The sequence below is a fragment of the Cellulosimicrobium cellulans genome, assembly GCF_016921195.1.
GTDB classification, from domain to species: Bacteria; Actinomycetota; Actinomycetes; order Actinomycetales; family Cellulomonadaceae; genus Cellulosimicrobium; species Cellulosimicrobium cellulans_F.
The window spans coordinates 154,181-175,286 of the sequence record NZ_JAFGYF010000004.1 but is presented as its reverse complement, the minus strand read 5'-3'; the positions used below and the strand labels follow the sequence as shown (position 1 = coordinate 175,286).

At 75.0% G+C, this 21,106-nt stretch carries 21 protein-coding genes; 14 read left to right on the top strand and 7 right to left on the bottom strand.

Translation table 11 applies throughout. The features are described from left to right. Positions 1 to 3 precede the first annotated feature (3 nt). Genes JN535_RS10880 through JN535_RS10870 form a run of 3 tightly spaced genes read left to right on the top strand, consistent with a single transcriptional unit; the run spans position 4 to position 4,808 of the window. On the top strand, positions 4 to 1,302 hold the full coding sequence (locus tag JN535_RS10880; RefSeq protein ID WP_205205576.1) for an exonuclease SbcCD subunit D: 1,299 nt from the start codon (positions 4 to 6) through the stop codon (positions 1,300 to 1,302). Further along, positions 1,302 to 4,580 carry an AAA family ATPase gene (locus tag JN535_RS10875; protein ID WP_205205575.1) on the top strand — a complete coding sequence of 1,093 codons (3,279 nt, stop codon included), beginning with the start codon at positions 1,302 to 1,304 and terminating at the stop codon, positions 4,578 to 4,580. Before JN535_RS10880 ends, JN535_RS10875 begins: the two co-directional genes overlap by 1 nt. A gap of 30 nt (positions 4,581 to 4,610) precedes the next feature. Continuing rightward, positions 4,611 to 4,808, top strand: a complete 198-nt coding sequence (locus JN535_RS10870; RefSeq protein WP_205205574.1) for a class I SAM-dependent methyltransferase — start codon at positions 4,611 to 4,613, stop codon at positions 4,806 to 4,808. Here the strand turns inward: JN535_RS10870 and JN535_RS10865 are convergent. Beyond that, positions 4,762 to 5,412 (bottom strand): TetR/AcrR family transcriptional regulator, encoded by a 651-nt coding sequence (locus tag JN535_RS10865; protein ID WP_205205573.1) that lies wholly within the window; start codon positions 5,410 to 5,412, stop codon positions 4,762 to 4,764. The two genes, JN535_RS10870 and JN535_RS10865, sit on opposite strands and share 47 nt — an antisense overlap. A 74-nt stretch (positions 5,413 to 5,486) precedes the next feature. On the opposite strand from JN535_RS10865, the gene JN535_RS10860 reads away from it, so the two are divergent. Continuing rightward, positions 5,487 to 5,915, top strand: a complete 429-nt coding sequence (locus JN535_RS10860) for a VOC family protein (RefSeq protein ID WP_307868570.1) — start codon at positions 5,487 to 5,489, stop codon at positions 5,913 to 5,915. A gap of 14 nt (positions 5,916 to 5,929) precedes the next feature. Here the strand turns inward: JN535_RS10860 and JN535_RS10855 are convergent, their stop codons facing one another. Then, positions 5,930 to 6,274: a hypothetical protein gene (locus tag JN535_RS10855; RefSeq protein ID WP_205205572.1), complete on the bottom strand. Its 345-nt coding sequence runs from the start codon at positions 6,272 to 6,274 to the stop codon at positions 5,930 to 5,932. A 199-nt stretch (positions 6,275 to 6,473) separates the two neighbouring features. Here JN535_RS10855 and JN535_RS10850 point away from each other — a divergent pair, with 199 nt between their 5' ends. Further along, on the top strand, positions 6,474 to 6,638 hold the full coding sequence (locus tag JN535_RS10850) for a hypothetical protein (RefSeq protein WP_205205571.1): 165 nt from the start codon (positions 6,474 to 6,476) through the stop codon (positions 6,636 to 6,638). A gap of 105 nt (positions 6,639 to 6,743) precedes the next feature. Here the strand turns inward: JN535_RS10850 and JN535_RS10845 are convergent, their stop codons facing one another. The 3 genes from JN535_RS10845 to JN535_RS10835 form a co-directional block, all read right to left on the bottom strand. Further along, positions 6,744 to 7,562, bottom strand: a complete 819-nt coding sequence (locus JN535_RS10845) for a uracil-DNA glycosylase (RefSeq protein ID WP_307868569.1) — start codon at positions 7,560 to 7,562, stop codon at positions 6,744 to 6,746. Between the two features lie 60 nt (positions 7,563 to 7,622). Next, positions 7,623 to 9,023, bottom strand: coding sequence for a multidrug effflux MFS transporter (locus JN535_RS10840; RefSeq protein ID WP_205205569.1), 1,401 nt, complete (start codon positions 9,021 to 9,023; stop codon positions 7,623 to 7,625). Positions 9,024 to 9,230: 207 nt separating this feature from the next. Then, positions 9,231 to 10,016 (bottom strand): LLM class F420-dependent oxidoreductase, encoded by a 786-nt coding sequence (locus JN535_RS10835; protein ID WP_205205568.1) that lies wholly within the window; start codon positions 10,014 to 10,016, stop codon positions 9,231 to 9,233. Positions 10,017 to 10,133: 117 nt separating this feature from the next. On the opposite strand from JN535_RS10835, the gene JN535_RS10830 reads away from it, so the two are divergent. From JN535_RS10830 to JN535_RS10790, 9 genes are all read left to right on the top strand, one after another. Then, positions 10,134 to 10,823 (top strand): LmeA family phospholipid-binding protein, encoded by a 690-nt coding sequence (locus JN535_RS10830; RefSeq protein ID WP_205205567.1) that lies wholly within the window; start codon positions 10,134 to 10,136, stop codon positions 10,821 to 10,823. 46 nt (positions 10,824 to 10,869) lie between these two features. Next, positions 10,870 to 12,039 (top strand): DNA glycosylase AlkZ-like family protein, encoded by a 1,170-nt coding sequence (locus tag JN535_RS10825; protein WP_205205566.1) that lies wholly within the window; start codon positions 10,870 to 10,872, stop codon positions 12,037 to 12,039. Between the two features lie 50 nt (positions 12,040 to 12,089). After that, a complete protein-coding gene (locus JN535_RS10820) occupies positions 12,090 to 12,725 on the top strand; it encodes a hypothetical protein (protein WP_205205565.1) in 636 nt (211 codons plus the stop codon). Between the two features lie 303 nt (positions 12,726 to 13,028). Then, entirely contained in the window at positions 13,029 to 14,324 is a 1,296-nt protein-coding gene (locus JN535_RS10815; RefSeq protein WP_205205564.1) for an FAD-binding protein, read from the top strand. Between the two features lie 161 nt (positions 14,325 to 14,485). Further along, the gene (locus JN535_RS10810) at positions 14,486 to 16,126 is read left to right on the top strand and encodes a sodium-dependent transporter (RefSeq protein WP_205205563.1); all 1,641 of its coding nucleotides are present in this window, start codon (positions 14,486 to 14,488) and stop codon (positions 16,124 to 16,126) included. Further along, positions 16,123 to 16,290: a methionine/alanine import family NSS transporter small subunit gene (locus tag JN535_RS10805; protein WP_205205562.1), complete on the top strand. Its 168-nt coding sequence runs from the start codon at positions 16,123 to 16,125 to the stop codon at positions 16,288 to 16,290. The genes JN535_RS10810 and JN535_RS10805 overlap by 4 nt, the downstream gene beginning before the upstream one ends. Positions 16,291 to 16,513: 223 nt before the next feature. Further along, positions 16,514 to 17,458, top strand: a complete 945-nt coding sequence (locus tag JN535_RS10800; protein ID WP_205205561.1) for an ABC transporter substrate-binding protein — start codon at positions 16,514 to 16,516, stop codon at positions 17,456 to 17,458. 156 nt (positions 17,459 to 17,614) lie between these two features. After that, positions 17,615 to 18,631 (top strand): amino acid ABC transporter permease, encoded by a 1,017-nt coding sequence (locus JN535_RS10795; protein WP_205205560.1) that lies wholly within the window; start codon positions 17,615 to 17,617, stop codon positions 18,629 to 18,631. A gap of 68 nt (positions 18,632 to 18,699) precedes the next feature. Beyond that, positions 18,700 to 19,464 carry an amino acid ABC transporter ATP-binding protein gene (locus JN535_RS10790; protein WP_205205755.1) on the top strand — a complete coding sequence of 255 codons (765 nt, stop codon included), beginning with the start codon at positions 18,700 to 18,702 and terminating at the stop codon, positions 19,462 to 19,464. Between the two features lie 106 nt (positions 19,465 to 19,570). Here JN535_RS10790 and JN535_RS10785 read toward each other — a convergent pair whose 3' ends face one another. Both JN535_RS10785 and JN535_RS10780 read right to left on the bottom strand, forming a co-directional pair. Continuing rightward, positions 19,571 to 19,783 carry a hypothetical protein gene (locus JN535_RS10785; protein ID WP_205205559.1) on the bottom strand — a complete coding sequence of 71 codons (213 nt, stop codon included), beginning with the start codon at positions 19,781 to 19,783 and terminating at the stop codon, positions 19,571 to 19,573. A 138-nt stretch (positions 19,784 to 19,921) separates the two neighbouring features. Further along, the gene (locus tag JN535_RS10780; protein WP_205205558.1) at positions 19,922 to 20,935 is read right to left on the bottom strand and encodes a hypothetical protein; all 1,014 of its coding nucleotides are present in this window, start codon (positions 20,933 to 20,935) and stop codon (positions 19,922 to 19,924) included. Positions 20,936 to 21,106 lie beyond the last annotated feature (171 nt).

Genomic DNA, 21,106 nt, shown 5'->3' with positions numbered 1-21,106 from the left:
GACATGCGCATCCTGCACACGTCCGACTGGCACCTCGGGCGCACGCTGCACGGGGTCGACCTGCTGGAGCACCAGGCTGCGCACCTCGACCACCTCGTCGAGCTGACCCGCACGGAGGGCGTCGACGCCGTCGTCGTCGCGGGCGACGTGTACGACCGCGCGATCCCACCCGTCGACGCGGTGTCGCTCCTCTCCGACACGGTGGCGCGCCTCGCGGAGCACGCGCACGTCGTCGTCACGCCGGGCAACCACGACTCCGCGATCCGGCTCGGGTTCGGGGACCGGGTGATGCGCCCCGGCGTGCACCTGCGCGCGCGGCTCGTCGACGTCGGGACGCCCGTGACCCTCACACCACGCGCGGGCAGCCGGGGCGGCGCGCCCGTGCTCGTCTACGCCCTGCCGTACCTCGACCCGGACACGGCGCGCCACGCGCTGGCCGACGACGCCGGGCCCGTGGGCGCGGAGCCGGGCCCGGACGTGCCCGCCCGCGGTGCGCGGGCACCGCTCGCCCGGTCGCACGAGGCCGTCATGGGCGCGGCGATGCGGCGCGTCGGGGTCGACCTCGCGCGTCGCCGCGCGCAGGACCCGGCCGCGCGGGCCGTCGTCGTCGGCCACGCGTTCGTGGTCGGCGGCCTCGCGTCGGAGTCCGAGCGGGACATCCGCGTGGGCGGCGTCGACGCCGTGCCCGCCGCCACGTTCGGGGGCTGGGGGGTCGACTACGTCGCGCTCGGGCACCTGCACGGGCCGCAGCGCGTCACCGTGCCCGACGTTTCACGTGGAACCCCAGGTCACGACCACGGGCGGGCGCCGGTCGCGCGGTACTCCGGCTCTCCGCTCGCCTTCTCGTTCTCCGAGCTGCACCAGCGCAAGTCCACGACGCTCGTCGACCTGGACGCCCTGGGGGGTCGCGCCGGCGGTGACCGGGACGCGGCGGTCGAGCTCGTCCCCGCGCCCGTCCCGCGGCGGCTCGCCGAGGTCACGGGGACGCTCGACGACCTCCTCGGGGCCGCGGGCGAGCCGCACGTCGACGACTGGCTGCGGGTCGTCGTGACGGACGCGGTGCGACCCGCGGAGCTCTATGCGCGCGTCCGGGCACGCTTCCCGCACGCGCTCCAGGTGACCCACCGCCCACCGCGCGTCGCCGAGCGGGAGGTCGTGACCGCCGTCGGGCCAGGACGCGACCCGCTCGACGTCGCGCGGGACTTCGTCGAGCACGTGGCGGGCCACGCGCCGAGCGACGCGGAGGTCGCCGTGCTGCGCGAGGCGTTCGAGCTCGCGCTGGCGGAGGAGCGGAGCGCCTGATGCACCTGCACTCGCTGACCTTCCAGGCGATCGGACCGTTCGCCGGCCGCCATCGCATCGACCTGGCGTCCCTCGGCGCGTCCGGGATCTTCCTGCTCGACGGGCCCACGGGCGCGGGCAAGTCGACGGTCATCGACGCGATCGTCTTCGCGCTGTACGGCAAGGTCGCGTCCGACGCGGCGAGCGACGACCGCCTCCGCTCGGCGTTCGCGGCACCTGAGGTCGAGTCCTTCGTGGACCTCGTGCTGGAGGTCCCGTCGGGCGTGTACCGCGTACGCCGGACGCCCGAGTACCGCCGGCCCAAGAAGCGCGGCACCGGCACGACCGTCCAGCAGGCGTCGGTGCGGCTCTGGCGGCTCGCCGGAGTGCCGTCGTCCGACGCCGACCCGGACGCCCCGGACCCGCCGGGCGAGCTGCTGTCCGCGAGGCTCGACGAGGCGGGGGAGGAGATCCGCGGGATCGTCGGCCTCGACCGGCGCCAGCTCGTGCAGACCGTGGTGCTGCCGCAGGGCGAGTTCGCGACGTTCCTGCGCGCGAAGCCCGAGGACAGGGCCGTGCTGCTGCAGAAGGTCTTCGGCACCGAGCTCTACCACCGCGCCGCGGTGCGGCTCGCGGAGCTCGCGCGCGCGGCGCGCGCACGGTCGGACGGCGCGCGGCAGGGTGTGCGCGGCGCGGTCGAGCGGTTCACCGGGGCGGCGGGGCTCGTGCCCGACGTCGCCCGGCGGCTGCGCGAGGCCGCGCAGGACGACGCGCGGCTGCGGCGGGCCGACGAGGACGACGTCGCGCGGGCCGTGGCCGAGATCCGGCCGGCGGGCGACGCGGCCGGCCCGGACGAGTCGCCGGCTCCGGACGGAGTGCCCGTTCCCGAGGCCGGGCAGGACGTGCCGGTGGTCGTGACCGACCCCTGCGACACCCGCCCTGAGGCGGACGAGGGCACGGCGGCGCGGGCTGCCGGGGTCCACGCGCTCGCCGTCGCGCACGCCCGGCGGCTCGCCGCCGAGGCGGACGCGCTGGCCGCGCACGAGGTCGCGGCGAACGCGACTCTCGTCGCGGCGCGGGACCGCCTCGACGCCGAGCGCGCGCTCGCGGACGCCGTCGCGAGACGCGCGCGGCTGCGCGCCGAGGCCGCCCGCCTCGCGGACGAGGAACCGCGGGTCGCCGCGGACCGACGCCGCCTGGACGCCGCGGCGCGTGCCGCCGTCGTCGCTCCCGCGGCGCAAGGTCTCGCGCGCGCGGAGCAGCTCCTCGCCGCTGCGCGGGACCGGCTCGCGCTCGCCCGGACGGGCGTGCCCGTGGACCTCGCCGATGCCGACGCCACGACGCTCGAGGCGCTGCGTGCCGACGTCGCGACGGCCGCCGTGCGCGCGACGCGCCTGCTCGCCGTCGGCGCGTCGCTCCCGGCCCGCGACCGTGAGCTCGCCGACGGCCGCAAGGACGTCGCGCACGCGACCGAGGAACGGGCGCGCGTCCTCCACGAGCTCGCCGCGCGGCCCGCTCGCCGCGAGGAGCTCCGTGTGCGGCTCGCGGGGCTCGCCGAGACCGCGGGGTCGCTCGGGGCGCTCCAGGAGAGGGCGTTGCGCGCTCGTGCGGTCGAGCGCGCCGCGCGCGAGGCGGCGGCGCTCGCGCGCGACGAGGAGGTGGCACGCACCGAGCGGGCGCAGGCCGCCGTGGTCGCGACGGCGGCCGTCGAGCACGAGGCGCGCGTCCGGGCTGCCCGTATCGCCGGGCTCGCGGGCGAGCTCGCGGCGGGTCTCACCGAGGCGTGCCCCTGCCCGGTGTGCGGCGGCACGGACCACCCCGACCCGGCACCGCTCGCGGACGGCCACCCGTCGGCGCAGGACGTCGACGACGCGGAGCGTGACCGGGTCGAGGCGGAGCGGGCGCTGCACGACGCCTCCGCGGGCGCCGAGGTGCTGGCGGAGCGCCTGACCGCGCGCCGTCGGGACGCGGAGGGCCTCACGCCTGACGAGGCCGCGGGACGCGTCGCCGAGGTGGACGCGCTGGTCGCGGACGCGCGGAGGGCGGCGCGCGAGCGCGCGGACGCCGAGCGCGAGCTCGATGCCCTCGACCGCGCGACCGCCGATCTCCAGGAGCGCGCCGCCGCGCTCGCGGAGGTCATCGCCGGGACGACGGCCCGCCTCGAGGAGCTGGAGGCGGCGCTCGACGCCGACCGGGCCGAGATCCGCGCGGAGCTCGCTGCGGCGGGACCGCTAGTGGCGCACGTCGACCTGCCGGACGTGCTCGCTGACGAGGGCGGCCCGCGCAACCCCGTCGCGGTGCTCGCCGCGGCGCTCGAGGAGCGGGTCCGGACGATCGACGCGCTCGCGGACGCCGGGGCGGCGGTCGACGGCGCCCGGAAGGCGGTCGACGAGCGTGCGGCCGAGCTCGGCGCGCTCGTCGACAGGTCCGGGTTCGCGGACGCGTCCGAGGCGCTGGACGCCGTCCTCGGCGAGCAGGACCGTCGCGCGCTCGCGCAGCGCGTCGCCGAGCACGAGGCGGCGCGGGCCGCCACCGCGGCGGGGCTCGCCGAACCCGCCCTCGCGGACCTGCCTGAGGACGCGCGCCCGGACGTCACGGCGGCGCGGGCCGTGGTCGCCGAGGCGGAGGCGGCCGCGCGTGCCGCCGCGCGACGGCACGAGCTCGTCGCGCGGCAGGCGCAGGCGGCGGACGCCGCCGCCGAGGGGGTCGGCGCGGCCGTCGACGACTGGGTGCGAGCCCGGGACGCGGCCGGCCCGGTCGCGCGCATGGCCGCGCTCACGGCGGGCTCCGGCGACAACGAGCACGCGCTCACGCTCGCCACGTTCGTCCTCGTCCAGCGGTTCGAGGACGTCGTCGCGGCGGCGAACGAGCGCCTCGCCGAGATGTCGTCGGGCCGGTACGAGCTCGTGCGCAGCGCGACGCGCGAAGACGTCCGCGCGCACAAGCGCGGGCTCGCCATGAAGGTCCTCGACCACGTGACCGAACGCGAGCGCGACCCCCGCACGCTGTCGGGCGGCGAGACGTTCTACGTGTCCTTGTGCCTGGCGCTCGGTCTCGCCGACGTCGTCACCGCGGAGGCGGGAGGCGTCGAGCTGGGGACGCTCTTCGTCGACGAGGGCTTCGGCAGCCTGGACCCCGAGACGCTCGAGGCCGTCCTCGCGGCACTCGGGCGGCTCCGGGCGGGTGGGCGCGTCGTGGGCGTCGTGTCTCACGTGGAGGCGCTCAAGCAGTCCATCGCCGAGCGCATCGAGGTCCGCCGCGTGCCCGGAGGTGGGAGCACGCTGACCGTGCGAGCGTGAGCAGGGCGGTGCCGGGCGGACGAGAGCTGGGTGCGGGGGCTCAACCTCGCGCACTACCCGACGGCGGTGCTCGACGGCCACCTGACGGGCGTCGAGCGGAGCCCCGGGATGCTCCAGGTCGCGCGGCGCCGGACCGCGGAGCTCGGGATCGACGTCGACCTGCGCCTGGGCGACACAGGTGTCATCGAGCGGGTCGCGGCGCGCACACCCGCTCCACGAGCTCGGTGACCGCCGCGCGCACCGCGTGCGGCGGGGCGCCGCCGTCGAGCGCGAGCGCGGCGCGGTCGAAGGCTGCGGAGAGCAAGAGGGTCATCGCATCGAGGCGGTCGTCCTGCGCGACGTCGTCCCCGACGCGGGCTGCGTCGGCGGCGCGTCCGCCGTCGGGCGAGGCCTCGAGCGCGGCGGCGAGGCCCGCGCGGAGCGTCCGGCGGGCGTGGCGCGCATCGAGCGAGTCGGACTCGGTGGGGCCGAGCACGGCCGGGGCGTCGACGAGCAGCAGGCGCGTCCGGCCGGGGACCGCCATCGCGTCGAGGTAGGCGCGTGCGCCCTCGACGAGCTTGCTGGGTGCGTCGGGAGCGTCGGGTGCGTCGGTCCGCTCCTCGATCTGCCGCGCGACGGCTTCCGCCTCGGCCTCGACGACCGCCCGGAACAGCTCGCGCTTGTCCGCGAAGTGGTGGTACAGCGCGCCGCGCGTGACGTGCGCGGCCGTGGCGATCTGCGGCGTCGAGGCGGCCGCGTACCCGGGGTCGACGAACAGCTCGCGCGCCGCGGCGACGAGAGCGGTCCGGGTAGCGAGGGTGCGCTCGGCGTTGGTGCGGCGGGTCTCTTGCATACCGACAGACTGTAGGTCATTCTTAGATACATGCAGCCTGTTTGTTTCTTAGGTCGATCAGAAGGAGAAGGACCGTGCGCATCACGAGCTGGTACCCGGTGATCATGACCGGCGACGTCGCCGCGACGGCGGCGTTCTACGTCGAGCACCTCGACTTCCGGCCGCTCTTCACGAGCGACTGGTACGTCCACCTGCAGTCGACGGACGACGAGTCCGTGAACCTCGCGGTCCTGGACGGCGACCACGAGACGATCCCCGAGCGCGGGCGGGGAAGGGCGAGCGGGCTGCTGCTCAACCTCGAGGTCGAGGACGTCGACGCCGTCCACGACCGCCTCGTCGCGGCGGGCCTGCCGATCCTGCGCTCGCTGCGCGACGAGGCGTTCGGCCAGCGGCACTTCATCACCGCCGACCCGAACGGTGTCCTGATCGACGTCATCACGCCCATCGCCCCGACGGGCGAGTTCGTCGAGCAGTACGAGGAGTCGGCTCTTCCTGCCGGCTGACGCGGGGCGTCCCCTCAGAACGTCGGCGGGAGGAACCCCGTCGAGCCGGTCGTGACCACACCGGCGACGAGCACGACCGCGACGAACGCGGCGAGGAGCGTCGTGCTCGGCGGTCCTGGACGCACGCGCGGACGCGCGACGAGATACAGCGCGAGCGCGACGACGACTACCACGGCGCACACGGCCGCGGTGCGCCAGCGGTCCGCCGACGTGCCGCACTGGACGGCGCCGGCGAGCGGGCACACGACGGGGAACGACGCGGCCCACGCGAGGAGCGCGATCCCGAGGACGGCGACCAGCACCGCCGTCCGCGCCCGGGGCCGGGTCTCACCGCCCTCCGCCATGGATCCTCCCGTCATCGGCACCCACCGTAGGGGAGGCGGCCGTCGTGCGATCGTCGCGGTCCTGACCGGGTCACGATGTCACAAGACGGTCCCTCCTCCGTCTCTCTCGTACGGGGGCAGGAGCGGCGACCGAGGTTCGCGGTCGTCGAGCGTCATCGCCGGGTGGGCGCCCGGTCCGGCCGGGGCGTCCCGGCGCCGTCGAAGGAGAGCAGCAATGTCAGCAGCATCGTCCCCGCTCGAGCGCGAGCTGCGGCGCATGGAGGTCATCGCGCGTCGTGAGCAGCTCCGGCTCGTGGGCCGCGCCCTGCCACGCGTCGCCGAGCGTCTCCGCTGGGCGGACGCCCCGCGGCGCCAGTCCCCGACGACCGCGACGCGGTAGCCGCCCGCGGGGCCCGCACAGTCGGCTCGTCACCGCTCGACGCGCCGGACGGTGAGCCGCCCCCGCGCGGGTCCTCGCTCGGGTGCGTCTCGGAGCGTCGCCGGCTCAGCCCGGGGCACCGAGGCCGGCGAGGTGGCGGGCGCGGAGCAGCACGTCGTCGAGCATCCGGGGCGTGAGACGCCCGGTGAAGGTGTTCTGCTGGCTCACGTGGAAGCACCCCAGGAGCGTGAGGCTCTGCTCGGAGGGCGTCTGCCCGCCGTCGGGCACCTGGCCCTCGGGGCGAGCCACCGCGGCGCCCGGCGCCGGTGCCCGACGACGCAGCGTCACCTCCGCGCCGTGCGCGAACCGTGGGCGGGGGCGCGGCACGTCCCACCCCTGCTCGGCGAGCGTGGACAGGAGCGCCTGCCACCCGAAGCCGCCGAGCACGACGGCGACGCGCACGGTCTCCCCGAGCAGCTCGACCTCCCGCGCGAGGTACGGCCCGCAGCGGTGCCGCTCGTCAGGGGTGGGCTTGTTGTCCGGCGGGGCGCACCGCACCGGGGCGGTGACGCGGATCCCGGTGAGGCGCAGGCCGTCGTCCGCCGACACCGAGGTCGCCTGGTTGGCCAGGCCCGTGCGGTGCATGGACGCGAAGAGGAAGTCGCCGCTGCGGTCGCCCGTGAACATGCGGCCGGTCCGGTTCGCGCCGTGCGCGGCGGGGGCCAGCCCGACGACGAGGATCCCCGCGTGCTCGTCGCCGAACCCGGGCACGGGCCGGGCGCAGTAGTCGTCGTCGCGGAACGACGCGCGCTTGACGTGGGCGACGTGCTCACGCCACGCGACGAGCCGCGGGCAGGCACGGCACTCGACGAGGCGCGCGTCGAGCGCCGCGAGCGACGGCGCGGTGCGGGCCGCGAGCGGGTAGTCGGGGTCGTCGGGCGTCACCCACCCATTCTCCGTGTCGAGCACGACGTTGCCGTCGTCTCCGCGCGGGACCCGACCGGGTCAGGTGGGGCGGTCGGCGAGCACCGCGGCCTCGGCGAGCGTCGCGGCGTCGTCGGGGACGTCGACGTCCGCCTCGTGGCGGGGCTGGTCGTGCGCGGTGAGCGCGTCGACGGCGTCGTCCGGGACGGGCGCTCCGAACGTGTGGCGCAGGCCCAGGAGGACCGCGCCGGCGATCACGACGACGCCGAACATCACGGCGGCCATCGTCACGGGCGGCGAGCCGCCGAGCAGGCCGGTCACCGGTGCGACGATCGCGCCGACGCCGAACTGGAAGGCCCCGATGAGCGCGGCGGCGCTCCCGGCGCGGTGCGCGTTGCGCTCGAGCGCGATGGCCGGGACCGAGGGCATGACGAAGCCCGCGGTGCCGAGCGTGAGGACGATGAGCGGGACGAGCCACGCGAGCCCACCGCCGGCGATCGCTGCGACGAGAAGCCCGCCCGAGAGCACGAACCCGGCGGCGACCGCGCCCTGGAGGATGCGCTCGGGCGCGACGCGGCCCACGAGCGCGCCGTTGATCTGGCTGCCCGCCGTCACGGACACCGCGCCGACGCCGAACACGATCGCGTACTGCTGGGCGGACATGCCGAAGTAGTCCTGGAACACGAACGTCGACGCCGAGATGTACGTGAACATCGCGGCCATGTAGAAGCCGGCGATGAGCGCGAGGCCGATGAACGACCAGTCGCCCAGGAGCGAGCCGTAGGAGCGCAGGGCGGCGACGGTCCCGCCGGAACGCCGGCGCTCGGCCGGCAGCGTCTCGCGCAGGCGGAGCAGCACGAGCACGAACAGCACCGCGCCGACGACGGCGAGCGCGACGAACATGCCGCGCCACGACCCGAGCCGCAGGAACTGGGCGCCGATGGTCGGGGCGAGGATCGGCGCGACGCCCACGACGAGCATGAGGCGGGCGATGACCTTGCCGATCTGGTAGCCCTCGAACGAGTCGCGCACGATCGCCATGGAGAGCACCATCCCGGCGGCCGCGGACAGGCCCTGGACGAACCGCAGACCGGTGAGCGCCGCGACCGACCCGGCGAAGACGATCCCCACGGACGCGGCGACGTACACCGCGAGGGAGACGAGCAGGGGAGCGCGGCGGCCGATCGCGTCGGAGACGGAGCCGATGAGGAGCTGGCCGATCGCGAGCCCGGCGAGGGTCGCGGTGAGCGTGAGCTGCACGCGGGACTCGGTCGTGCCGAGCTCGTCGACGATGCGCGGGAACGCGGAGAGGTAGAGGTCGATCGTCAGCGGCCCGATCGCGGTGAGCGCGGAGAGCAGCAGGACGAGACCGGCGCTGATGCGCCCGGCTTGGGCAGGAGCGGCGGGTGTCGTGGAGCCGGTGCCCGACGGGGCGGCGACGGGCGCGGTCGACGCCGGGGTCTCGGGGGGTGTGGAGGCCATGACAGCGGCAACCACCGCCGGTGCGCCGCGTGTTCCCGCACGGCGTACGTGATCGGATGCTGAGACGGCTGAGCGGCCTCAGGACGGAGCCCGCGGCGAGCGGCGCGGTCGAGGCCGCCCGCGGCCCGCAGAGGATCCCGCCGGCTGCACGACCTCGCTGTCGCCACGAGCGGCAGAACGACAGCAAGGTCGTGCTCGCCGCGGTGGTCAGCCCTGGGCGTCGCGCCAGGCGACCCACTCGCGCACGAGCGACAGGTCGTAGTCCGGCCCGCTCGTGCCGACCGTGAACAGCGTCGCACCCGCGGCGACGAGCGCGTCCGCGGACTCCGACGGCGGCCGCGAGACGCCGACCGAGCGCTCGACGAGCGCCGCGGTGTCGCGACCGACGGTCTCGCCGTGCTCGTCGAGGATCGCGCTCTTGCGCGCGAGCGTCTCCGCGTCGCCGAAGGAGTGCCACACGTCCGCGTGCTCCGCGACGACGCGCAGGGTCTTGCGCTCGCCGCCGCCACCGACGAGCACGGGGATGTCGCGCGTCGGCACCGGGTTGGACGCCGCCCAGCGGGCCTTGATGCGCGGCAGCGCCTCGGCGAGGTCCGCGATGCGCCCGCCCGCGGTCCCGAACTCGTAGCCGAACCGGTCGTAGTCCTTCTCGAACCAGCCCGCCCCGATCCCGAGGACGAGTCGCCCGCCGCTGATGTGGTCGACCGTGCGCGCCATGTCGGCCAGGAGGTCCGGGTTGCGGTAGCTGTTGCACGTGACGAGGGCGCCGATCTCGACGCGCTCCGTCTGCTCGGCCCACGCGCCGAGCATGGTCCAGCACTCGAAGTGCTTGCCGTCGGGGTCACCCGTGAGCGGGAAGAAGTGGTCCCAGTTGAAGATCACGTCGACGCCGAGGTCCTCCGCGCGCAGCACGGCGTCGCGGATCTGGGCGTACTCGGCGTGCTGCGGCTGGAGCTGGACGCCGATGCGGTAGGGGTGCCGGGATGAGGTCATGCGGGGCAATCTACGTCCGGGTCGAGACGACGACACCCCGTGTCGAGCACGAGGTTGCCGCCGCCACGAGCGTCGGAACGACGGCGAGGTCATGGTCGGCGGACCTAGGGTGGGCGCATGAAGCGACTGGTGGGCCTGCTCGTGACGCTCGTGGTGCTCGTGGCGGTCGCCGTGGTCGCGGACCGGGTCGCGGTCGGTGCCGCCGAGCGCGGTGCCGTCACGGCGTTCGAGCAGCAGGCCGACGACGTCAGCGGCGCGCAGCTCGACATCACGGGGTTCCCGTTCCTCACGCAGCTCGCGCGCGGCGAGCTCACGCACGTCACCGGCTCGGCGGACTCCGCGTCGTTCGGCGGCTACGCGATCTCCGACCTCCAGGTCGAGGCCGACGGCGTGAGCACGTCGGAGCCGTACCGCATCGCGTCCGGGACGGCGTCGGGGGTCATCGCGGCCGAGTCGCTGCAGCAGATCGTCGCCGAGCAGACCGGCCTCGACCTAGGCCTCACCGCCTCGGGCGACGTCCTGTCGCTCGCGTTCGACCTGCTCGGCGCGACGATCACGGTCGACGTGACGCCGCGCGTCTCCGGCCCGGCCGAGCTCGGCGTCGACGTGGTCGCGGTGCGCACGGGCCTCGGCACGGTCTCCGTCGACGACCTCCCGTCCGGGATCGCGGGCGCGCTGTCCGACCTGCGGGTCCCGCTCGACCTGCCCGACGGCATCGCGCTCGACTCCGTGTCCGTCGCCGAGGACGGGGTGCGGGTCGCGGTCACGGGGACCGACGTCGTCGCCGAGGACCTGGTGGCGTCGTGACCGTCGCAGCCGGGGCCGGAGCAGGGGCAGGGCCGGGGGCGGTGCGGTGAGCGAGGCGGCCGTGGACGAGCGCCAGGTGCTCGCGGCGCGCCTCGCCGCGCACCGCCTGCGCTCGCCCGACCTGCCCGACGTGCCGACCGCCGTCGGACACCTCGTCGCGGTGCAGGGCCAGGAGTTCCACCCCGCGCTGTGGGGCCTCACGCGGCGGCTGCGGCCGCACGCGCGGCCCGGCGCGGCCGGCGCGGTCGCCGCCTGCGACCGCGGGGAGGTGCTGCGCACGCACGTGCTGCGCCCCACGTGGCACCTCGTCCGGCCCGACGACGCGCGGTGGCTCGTCGAGCTCAGCGCGCCCCGCGTGCACCAGGCCAACGGCACGATGTACCGGCAGGTGGGGACGGACGGGCACGGCGCGGAGACCGACCTCGTCCTCGCGGCCGTGCAGGAGCGGCCCCGCACGCGCCGCGAGCTCGCGGGCCTGCTCGCCGCCCACGGCCGCCCGCTCGAGGGCATCGCGCTCGGGTACGTCCTCATGCGCGCCGAGCTCGACCTGCTCCTGGTCAGCGGGCCGCTCGACGGCAAGCAGCAGACGTACGCCGCGTTCGACGATCGCGTGCCCGCGGGGTACGGCCCGCTCGGCGAGCGGTTCGACCGGGACGCCGCGCTCGTCGAGCTGCTGCGCCGCTACCTCGCGGGCCGTGCGTACGCGACCGTCAAGGACGTCGCGCAGTGGTCGGGCTTCACGCTCACGGACGTGCGGCACGCGCTGGACCTGCTCGGCGAGGAGGTCGTGGCGGTGCCCGGCGCGGGACTGCTCGAGGGCCTGACCCTCTGGCGGCTCGCGGACCCCGGCGAACGGGTGCTCGAACCCGGAACGTTCGTCGGCGCCCTCGCGCCCGACGGCGAACCGGCCCGACCGGTCGTCGACCTGCTCCAGAGCTACGACGAGCTCTTCGCGTCCTACGGGGAGACGCGCGCGGTCGTCGTGGCCGACGGTGTCGACCTCGGCGACCGGCTGGGGTCGTTCATCCACGCCCTCGCGGTCGACGGGGTCGTCGTCGGACGGTGGCGCTGGGTCGTCGGGACGCGCGACGTCGTCGTCGAGCCGCAGTGGCGCCGCGCGCCGACGCCCGCGGAGACGGCGGCGTTCGACGAGCAGGTCGCCGCCGTCTCCGCGCACTGGGCGCGGGCCGCTGACACCGCCGCGCCGCGCGGGTAGGGTGCGGACACCCGCAGCGAGGCGGGCCACGCCGGGACAGGGGGACGACGATGCACGACGCCACGCCCAGGGACGGGACTCCCGTCGAGAGGTCGGTGGACGACGGCGGGCCAGGGCGTGGCCCGCGGGCGCGGGCCCTGGTCGTGGGGGGAGTGCTCGCCGTCGCCGTCCTCGGGGTCGGGATCGCCGCGGCGCTGACCGGCCGCGCGGCAGGGACCGAGCCGAGCGACGCCGTCGGCGGTGCGCCGGCCGCGCAGGCACCCGGCGACGACCCGGCGCTCGCCGCCGAGACCTCGGCGCCGCCACCCGTCGAGACGAACGGGGTGCAGCCGTGCAGCGGCTTCGCGGGCTCCGCGGGGACGCCGATCCAGGTCCGGGGCGACGACGGCGAGCCGGATGAGCTCGGCGGGCTCGAGGGTTGGTGGAACAGCACCCCGGCGAGCGACGCCGGTGGGTGGCTCGACGTCGAGGAATGGCCCCGTCAGGTGCTCGACCACCCGGCCACGGTCACCGTCGAGACGACGACCGGCACCGTCCTGGAGTCGTTCGACCGCCGCACGTGCACGGGCGTCGAGGGCTGGACGGCGCCGGAGCTGTCCGAGCTCCCGCCGTCGACCGTCGTGGTGCTCGACGCCGAGACGGGCGAGGTCCTGGCTGAGCACCCTGTGGAGCTCGTGACGTCCTGACCGTGCCCGGCTCAGGGGCGAGGTCGCCGCCGAGCAGCCACGCGGCGCCCCACGACGCCCAAAACAGCCCGGACGCGAGCGTCCAGAACGCGGCGAGCCGACCGCGGAGGGGATGCTCGGGGCCGTCCGGAGAGCAGGGTGGGAGCGGCGCGCCGGGACCGCGTCGCGACGAGCAGAGGGCGGGGCGCTGGTCGTCATGCGTCGATCTCACCGCGTCGTCCCGTCCCGGGGAGCCGGGGCCCCGACCCGGGGTGGTGACAACCCTGCGGACGCGTTGACTCGGGGAGGTGGCAGGGTGGGGGCGTGACGACGACGCCCGACGCCCCGCGCCCCGCCAACTGGGCGGGTAACCTCACCTACTCCTCGACGGAGGTCGCGCGCCCCGCGACGCCCGACGCGCTGGCCGACGTCGTGCGGCGCTCGCGGCGCGTCAAGGCGCTCGGGTCGCGGCACTCGTTCGGGGACGTCGCGGACACGACCGGGACGCACCTGGTGCTCGACCGGTACGACGACGGTCGCGCCCCCGTGGAGGTCGACCCGGCCTCGGGCGTGGCGTCGGTCGCGGCCGGGCTGCGGTACGGCGACGTGACGCGGCACGTGCAGGCGGCGGGCCGCGCGCTCGCGAACCTCGCGTCGCTCCCGCACATCTCCGTCGCAGGATCCGTCGCGACGGCGACGCACGGCTCGGGCGACGAGGTCGGCTCGCTCGCGAGCGCTGTCGTCGGGCTGGAGCTGGTCACGGGCGACGGCGAGCGCCGGACGCTGCGGCGCGGCGACGCGGACTTCGCGGGCGCGGTCGTCGCGCTCGGGGCGCTGGGCGTCGTCACGCGCGTGGAGCTCGAGACCGTCCCGACGTTCGACGTGCGCCAGGACGTGCACGTGGGGCTCCCGTGGGAGGCGGTGACGGCGCACTACGACGAGATCGCGGCGTCGGCGTACTCGGTGAGCCTCTTCACGGACTGGGGGCCGGACGGCGTGCAGCAGGTCTGGCGCAAGTCACGTCTCGCGCCGGGGGAGTCCGGCGCGGCGCGGGCAGAGCTCTACGGCGCGACGCCCGCCCGGTCGATGCTGCACCCACTGCCGGGCATCGACCCCGTGCACTGCACGCCCCAGCTCGGCGAGCCGGGCCCGTGGAACGAGCGGCTGCCGCACTTCCGGCTCGACTTCACGCCGAGCAACGGTGCCGAGCTCCAGTCGGAGTACCTCGTGCCGCGCGCCCGCGCGCAGGAGGCGTTCGCGGCGATGCGGGACCTCGGACCGCGCGTGACCCCGCTGCTCCAAGTCGGGGAGATCCGCACCGTCGCGGCCGACGCCGAGCCGCTGTGGCTCAGCCCGTTCGACGGCCCGGCCGTCGGCGTGCACCTCACGTGGAGGCCCCTGCCCGACGACGTCGCGCGCGTCCTGCCCGACGTCGAGGCCGCGCTCCTCCCGCTCGGCGCGCGCCCGCACTGGGGCAAGCTCTCGCACGCTCTCGTGCACGACCCGGGCTCCGTCGCGACGCTCTACCCGCGCTTCGACGACTTCGGTGAGCTCGTGCAGCGGTACGACCCGCAGGGCCGCTTCCTCGGCGGGTACGTCGAGCGCCTCCTGGCGGGCTGACCGCCTCCCCGGGCACGAGCGGTGCGGCTCCTCGGACGTGGTGCGCGAGGGCCGCTGAGGTCGCACGCGACCCGCACGGTCGCTACCGTCGGACGAGCACCGACAGGCTCGCCGACGCGCCGACCCGCGGCACGTGCGCGGGCACGGCACCGAGGAGGACTGTGGCAGCGACCGAGACGGCCCGCGGCGGGCCCGCGACGCAGAAGCCCCGCGAGGAGTGGACCGGACAGGTCGGCTTCATCATCGCCGCCATCGGCTCGGCGGTCGGGCTGGGCAACATCTGGCGGTTCCCGGGGGTGGCGTACGAGAACGGGGGCGGGGCGTTCCTCGTGCCGTACCTCGTCGCCCTGCTCACGGCGGGCATCCCCATCCTGTTCCTCGACTACGCGATCGGGCACCGCTTCCGCGGCTCCGCGCCCACGGCGTTCCGTCGGATCGCGAGGTGGCTCGAGGGCCTGGGCTGGTTCCAGGTGATGATCTGCTTCGTCATCGCGCTCTACTACACCGCGGTCATCGCGTGGGCGGTGAGCTTCTTCGTCTTCTCGTTCGACCTGCGCTGGGGAGACGACCCGGCCGCGTTCTTCACGGGCGACTACCTGCAGCTCGCCGACCCGGGCGTCAGCCTCGACTTCGTGCCGTCGGTGCTGGTCCCGCTCGTCGGGGTCTGGGTCGTGACGATCGTCGTCCTCGCGCTCGGCGTGGCGAAGGGCGTGCAGCGCGCGAACACCGTGTTCCTGCCGCTGCTCGTCGTGGCGTTCGCGGTGCTCGTGGTGCGCTCGCTGTTCCTCGAGGGCGCGGCGGACGGGCTCAACGCGCTGTTCACCCCCGACTGGTCGGCGCTCGGCGACGCCAACGTGTGGATCGCCGCCTACAGCCAGATCTTCTTCTCGCTGTCGATCGCGTTCGGGATCATGGTCACGTACGCGTCCTACCGCCGACGCCGGTCCAACCTCACGACCCCGGGCCTCGTCGTCGCGTTCTCCAACTCCTCGTTCGAGATCCTCGCCGGCATCGGCGTCTTCGCGACGCTCGGTTTCCTCGCGCACGAGCAAGGGATCGGCGTGGGCGAGCTCGAGGGGATCAGCGGGCCGATCCTCTCGTTCGTCACGTTCCCCGCGATCGTGTCGCAGATGCCGGGCGGGCCGATCTTCGGCGCGCTGTTCTTCGGGTCCCTGGCGATGGCGGGGTTCACGTCGCTGCTGTCGATCCTCCAGGTCGTGTCCGCGGGTTTCCAGGAGAAGTTCGGCTGGACGCCGCGACAGGCGTCCGTGCGTCTCGGCGTCGTGAGCGCGATCGTCTCGGTCCTGCTCTTCTCGACCACGACCGGCCTCATCGCCCTGGACACCGCCGACCAGTGGGCCAACAACGTCGGCATCGTGGGGTCCGCCGTGCTCATGTCCGTCCTCGTGCTGTGGGTGCTGCGCCGCGGGCCGGAGCTGCGGTACCACCTCAACGCCGTCTCGACGTTCCGGCTCGGCGCCTGGTGGCAGGTGCTCGTCGCCGTCCTGGCGCCGCTCGTGCTCGGGTACATGCTCGTGTCGCGCATCGTCACGCTGATCGTCGACGGCTACGAGGGGTACCCCTCGTGGTACCTCCTCCTCGTCGGGTGGGGCGCGATCGCGTTCATCGTTCTCGGTGCGCTCGTGCTCACCGCGATGCGCTGGCGCCGCAGCCCGGACGACTTCGTGCCTTGGCCGCCGTACCCGCCGGATGACCCCGCCCCGGGTCCGCGCCGTGCGCCGTCGGGCCGCGCGGCCGGCACGGGCGAGGCGACCGGCCCCGACGGGGAGGAAGCCCGATGACCACCTCCGCCCTGACCCTGCTCGTGCTCGCGATCGTCGTCGTGTGGGGCGGGCTGCTGGCCGCGATCCTGCGGCTGCGCGCCCGGCCCGAGCGCACGGACTACCCGCCGGGGGACGAGGACGACCACCGCGAGGACGAGGCGCCCGTCGAGCGCGACACGTAGTCCGTGCGGCAGGGTCGTTCGTCACGGTTCGGCGTCGATGTCCCCGCCGGTTTGGTGAGTGGGACGGTGCGGCCTCACACTCGTGCGCAGGTGCTGCGCACCGCCGGGTCCTCTGTTCCCCGTACGTTCCTCGGCCCTCCCGGGCCGGGTGCTGACGTAACACGACGGAGACGATCGGTGTCTACGCTGCCCCTGCCCGGCCCCCACCCGATCGGAGAACATCGTGCGTACGACCCTACGCAAGCTTCCCCTCGGCCTCGTCGCGCTCACCGCGACGAGCGCCCTCCTGCTCACCGCGTGCACCGACGCGTCCCAGACCGGGACGGACGACAGCACCGGGGGCTCCGACGAGACGTCGGCCGCGCCGTCGTTCGACCCCTCGACGATCGAGGTGGACGAGGCGGCCGCCGCCCTGCTGCCGGAGGACGTCGCGTCCGCCGGCACGCTCGTCGTCGGCTCGAACACGGAGTACGCGCCCGCAGAGTTCATCGACGCGGACGGCACGACCCCGATCGGCTTCGACATCGACGTCATCAAGGCGGTCGGCGCGACGCTCGGCCTCGAGGTCGAGGTCCAGTCGGCCGACTTCCCGGCGATCATCCCGGCCCTCGGCACCAAGTACGACGCCGGCATCTCCTCCTTCACGATCACGGAGGAGCGCATGCAGGAGGCCAACATGATCTCCTTCCTCAACGCGGGCTCCGCCTACGCGGTCGCGTCGGGCAACCCGGACGACGTCGACCCCGCGAGCCTGTGCGGGCTGACCGTCGCCGTCCAGACGGGCACCATCCAGGACGAGGACATCGCCGTGCAGAGCCAGGCGTGCACCGACGCGGGCGAGGAGAAGATCGACATCCTCCAGTACGACTCGCAGTCCGACGCCACGACGAACGTCGCGGGCGGCAAGGCGCAGGTTCTCTACGCGGACTCGCCGGTGATCGGCTACGCCGTCGAGCAGACCGGCGGCCAGCTCGAGCAGCTCGGCGACGTGTTCGACAGCGCGCCCCAGGGCGTCGTCGTCGCGAAGGACGACACCGAGCTCGCCGCCGCGATCCAGGCGGCGCTCCAGTCGCTCATGGACAGCGGCCAGCTCGAGGAGATCCTTGGCGCGTGGGGCAGCGGCGACGCCGCGCTCGACACCGCGGAGCTCAACCCGTCCGTCGGCTGACGCCTTCGCACCGCCCTCAGCTCATCCCTCACCCCAGTGCCGTCGTGTCACGGGCGCCCTCCCGGCGCCCGCGACCGGCACACTGGAGGCCTGCGCGGACGACGCCGTCCGCGCGGCCCGGCTCGTGCTCCGAGCCCCGACACCCCGAGGTGCACCATGACCGGTAGGACACCCGGCGGCGACGCCGCCGGCGCACCGGGAGACGACCCGGTCCCCGACCGCATCCACGCCCGACCCGTCCCGCGGCCCGGCAGGTGGATCTCCGCCGTCGTGCTGCTGGTCCTCGCCGCGATGGCCGCCAACGCCCTGCTGACGAACGAGAAGTTCCGGTGGGACGTCGTCTGGCTCTACTTCCGTGACGTGACGGTCGTGCGCGGCGTGGGCTGGACGCTCGTGCTGACGTTCTGCTCGATGGCGATCGCGATCGTGCTCGCCGTGCTGCTCGCGATCATGCGACGGTCGGACAACCCCGTGATGAAGTCGGTGAGCTGGGGCTACATCTGGTTCTTCCGCGGCACGCCGATCTACACCCAGCTCGTGTTCTGGGGGCTCGTGTCGGTGCTCTACCCGCGCCTGAGCCTCGGCATCCCGTTCGGCCCCGAGTTCTTCGAGTTCCGCACGGCGGACCTGTTCACGGCGTTCGTGTGCGCGCTCATCGGGCTCTCGCTCAACGAGGCGGCGTACCTCGCGGAGATCGTGCGCGCGGGCCTGGGGTCCGTCGACCCGGGCCAGACCGAGGCCGCCAAGGCGCTCGGCATGAAGGACGGCAAGATCCTCCGGCGCATCGTGCTGCCGCAGGCGATGCGTGTCATCGTGCCGCCGACGGGCAACGAGACGATCTCCCTGCTCAAGACGACGTCGCTCGTCCTCGCCGTGCCGTTCACGCTCGACCTCCAGTACTCGACCAACGCCATCGGCAACCGGCTCTTCCTGCCGATCCCGCTGCTCATGGTCGCCGCGATCTGGTACCTGCTCATCACGAGCGTGCTCATGGTCGGCCAGCACTACATCGAGCGGTACTACGGCCGCGGGTTCGGCACGCAGACGGCGGCCCGGCGCCGCGGGCGCGGGCCGGGAGGCACGGGCGGCGGTCGCAAGAAGCCCAGCAGGCAGGACCTCATCGCCGCGTCCGGCACGACCAAGGACGACCCCTTCCTGGAGGTGACCCCGTGAGCGGGACGCACGACGCGGCAACCTCGGCGGTCGGCCGCACCGCCGACCGGGCCGTCGACGCCACGCCGATGGTGCAGGTCGAGGGCCTGCACAAGATGTTCGGCGACCTGCACGTGCTCAAGGGCGTGGACCTCGAGGTCCCGCGCGGCTCGGTGTGCGTGGTGCTCGGCCCGTCGGGCTCGGGCAAGTCGACGCTGCTGCGCTGCGTCAACGAGCTCGAGGAGATCACCGGCGGGCGGATCCGCGTCGACGGCGAGCTCATGGGCTACCGCGAGGTGACCAAGGACGGGCGCACGCGCCTGCACCGCCTGCACCCCAAGGTCGTCGCGCGCCAGCGCTCACGCATCGGCATGGTGTTCCAGCGCTTCAACCTGTTCCCGCACATGACCGCGCTCGAGAACGTCGCGGAGGCGCCGGTCCAGGTGCGCGGGCTGAGCAAGGCGCAGGCCCGGGCCCGGGCGGCCGAGCTCCTGGAGCGCGTCGGGCTCGCCGACCGCGCGGACCACTACCCGGCGCAGCTCTCGGGCGGGCAGCAGCAGCGCGTCGCCATCGCGCGGGCGCTCGCGATGGAGCCCGACCTCATGCTGTTCGACGAGCCGACGTCGGCGCTCGACCCCGAGCTCGTGGGCGAGGTGCTCGCCGTCATGCGCGACCTCGCGCGGTCCGGCATGACGATGATGGTCGTGACGCACGAGATCGGGTTCGCGCGCGAGGTCGCGGACACCGTGGTCTTCATGGACGAGGGCGTCATCGTCGAGCAGGGCACGCCCGAGCAGGTGCTCGGGGACCCGCAGCACGAGCGCACGCGGTCGTTCCTCGCGCACGTGCTGTAGGGGGCGTCGTCGAGGAGGCAGAGGGGCCGCGGGATCGCCGGAGCGTCCGAGCCCGGCCCTCGACGGGCCGACCCGGTGACGCGGGGTCGATCTCGGGCCCTGCGCCTCAGCCCGCGCGGCGGCGGCGCGGGAGCGCGGTCGCGCCGTGCGAGGGAGCGAGGCGGGGTGAGAGCCCGGTGGGGCGTGCGACGGTGACCATCTCCCCGCTGAGCGCCCGGCCGAGGTGCACGAGCGGCAGCATGTTCTCGTGCTCGACCACGAGAGCGTCGTAGATCGGGGTCTCACTGTCCGGGGCAGGGGAGGGGGATCGCGTCAGCACGCCTCCCACTGTCGGTGAGAGTCGTGCGTTCCGCGACCGGAAGCGGTGACGTGTCCGTGAGACGTTCGTGGAGAACGGGCGACCCGCGTCCCGCGAAGCACCCCCGAGCCGGAGAAGCGAGCCCCGGGGCACGTGCTCTCACCAGCCCCAGTCGCCCCAGTCCCAGCCGCCGTCGTCCCCGCTGTCGTCGTTGCCGTTGCCGTTGCCGTTCCCGTTCTGGTTCCCGTCGCCCCCGGGACCCGGCTGGTCCTGCTGCTTCTCGCGTTCGTCCTGCTGCTTCTGCCGGTCGTCGAGCTCCTGCGACCGCTTCGCCGCGTCCTCCTCCGCCTTCGCGACGGCCTCCTCGCGCTCGGTGAGCTGCGTCGTCGCGGCGTCGAGCTCGGCGCGCTGGGCCTCCAGGTCGGCCCGCTCGGACTCGAGCTGCTCGCGCTCGGCCGCGACCTCGCTCTGCACGCGCTGCGCCTCCGCCTTCTCGCGCTGCGCCTCGCCCTGCGCGGAGAGCGTCAGGCCGATCCCGACGAGCAGGCCCAGGGCGACGCCCGCGAGCCCGACGGCGGTCGGGACGAGCCAGCGCCGTCCCCGGTCGGGCGCGTCGTCGCCGTCGTCGTCCGCCACCGGGAGGGCGAGCGGGCCCACCCCCGTGGTGCCCCGCGTCGGGGTGGCGGGTGCGAGGCGCTCCGGTGCCGGGCCCACGGGCACGACGCCCGAACGGGCGGCCCCGGCCGAGACCGTCGGCCGCGGCGCGACGGTCGGGCGCGGGGCCGGGTCGTCGAGCACCGCGCCGAGCGCCGGGAGGATCATCGTCGAGCCGGCCACCGGGTGGTCGTCGACGGCGGGCGCGGCGACCGGGGGGAGCGTCGCGACGTGCGTCGCATCGCCCCCCGGGGCGGGCGCGCCGACGGCGGGGGTCGGGCCGGACGGACGCGCACGGAGCGAGCGCCGGGTGGGCGTCCCGGTGGGCAGCGGCTCGGTCGAGCGGACGACCGGTGCGTCCGGGAGCGGCACGGGAGCGGGTGGCGGGGTCGAGGCGTCCTCCCAGAACACCCAGCCCGGGGGCGGGGAGGGCCAGGACGGGTCCGGGTGCCAGTCGGTCGTCGGGGTGAAGCCCTCGGGGACGGGCCACCCCGGGGGCGGTACGAACCGCACGGCCATGGGGTCCTCCTTCGGTAGCGCCCGGTGCGCGCTCGACCGGGACGCGGGGTCTCGACGGGGCTCCGGGTTCGACGGGAACAGTAGGGGAGCCGTGGCCCCCGGCACGAATCGCACCGGCCGTGGACCCGCGCTCGATCCGCCGCGAGCCGGCCGTGCCCCGGGTGCGCGTGG

What these genes read in the sequence shown, in the direction of transcription:
- JN535_RS10795 (WP_205205560.1), top strand. Translation starts at nt 17,615, where the DNA reads ATGACCGGTAGGACACCCGGCGGCGACGCCGCCGGCGCACCGGGAGAC.
- JN535_RS10805 (WP_205205562.1), top strand. Translation starts at nt 16,123, where the DNA reads ATGACCACCTCCGCCCTGACCCTGCTCGTGCTCGCGATCGTCGTCGTG.
- JN535_RS10835 (WP_205205568.1), bottom strand. Translation starts at nt 10,016, where the DNA reads ATGACCTCATCCCGGCACCCCTACCGCATCGGCGTCCAGCTCCAGCCG.
- JN535_RS10830 (WP_205205567.1), top strand. Translation starts at nt 10,134, where the DNA reads ATGAAGCGACTGGTGGGCCTGCTCGTGACGCTCGTGGTGCTCGTGGCG.
- JN535_RS10840 (WP_205205569.1), bottom strand. Translation starts at nt 9,023, where the DNA reads ATGGCCTCCACACCCCCCGAGACCCCGGCGTCGACCGCGCCCGTCGCC.
- JN535_RS10850 (WP_205205571.1), top strand. Translation starts at nt 6,474, where the DNA reads ATGTCAGCAGCATCGTCCCCGCTCGAGCGCGAGCTGCGGCGCATGGAG.
- JN535_RS10865 (WP_205205573.1), bottom strand. Translation starts at nt 5,412, where the DNA reads ATGCAAGAGACCCGCCGCACCAACGCCGAGCGCACCCTCGCTACCCGG.
- JN535_RS10880 (WP_205205576.1), top strand. Translation starts at nt 4, where the DNA reads ATGCGCATCCTGCACACGTCCGACTGGCACCTCGGGCGCACGCTGCAC.
- JN535_RS10790 (WP_205205755.1), top strand. Translation starts at nt 18,700, where the DNA reads ATGGTGCAGGTCGAGGGCCTGCACAAGATGTTCGGCGACCTGCACGTG.
- JN535_RS10855 (WP_205205572.1), bottom strand. Translation starts at nt 6,274, where the DNA reads ATGACGGGAGGATCCATGGCGGAGGGCGGTGAGACCCGGCCCCGGGCG.
- JN535_RS10875 (WP_205205575.1), top strand. Translation starts at nt 1,302, where the DNA reads ATGCACCTGCACTCGCTGACCTTCCAGGCGATCGGACCGTTCGCCGGC.
- JN535_RS10780 (WP_205205558.1), bottom strand. Translation starts at nt 20,935, where the DNA reads ATGGCCGTGCGGTTCGTACCGCCCCCGGGGTGGCCCGTCCCCGAGGGC.
- JN535_RS10820 (WP_205205565.1), top strand. Translation starts at nt 12,090, where the DNA reads ATGCACGACGCCACGCCCAGGGACGGGACTCCCGTCGAGAGGTCGGTG.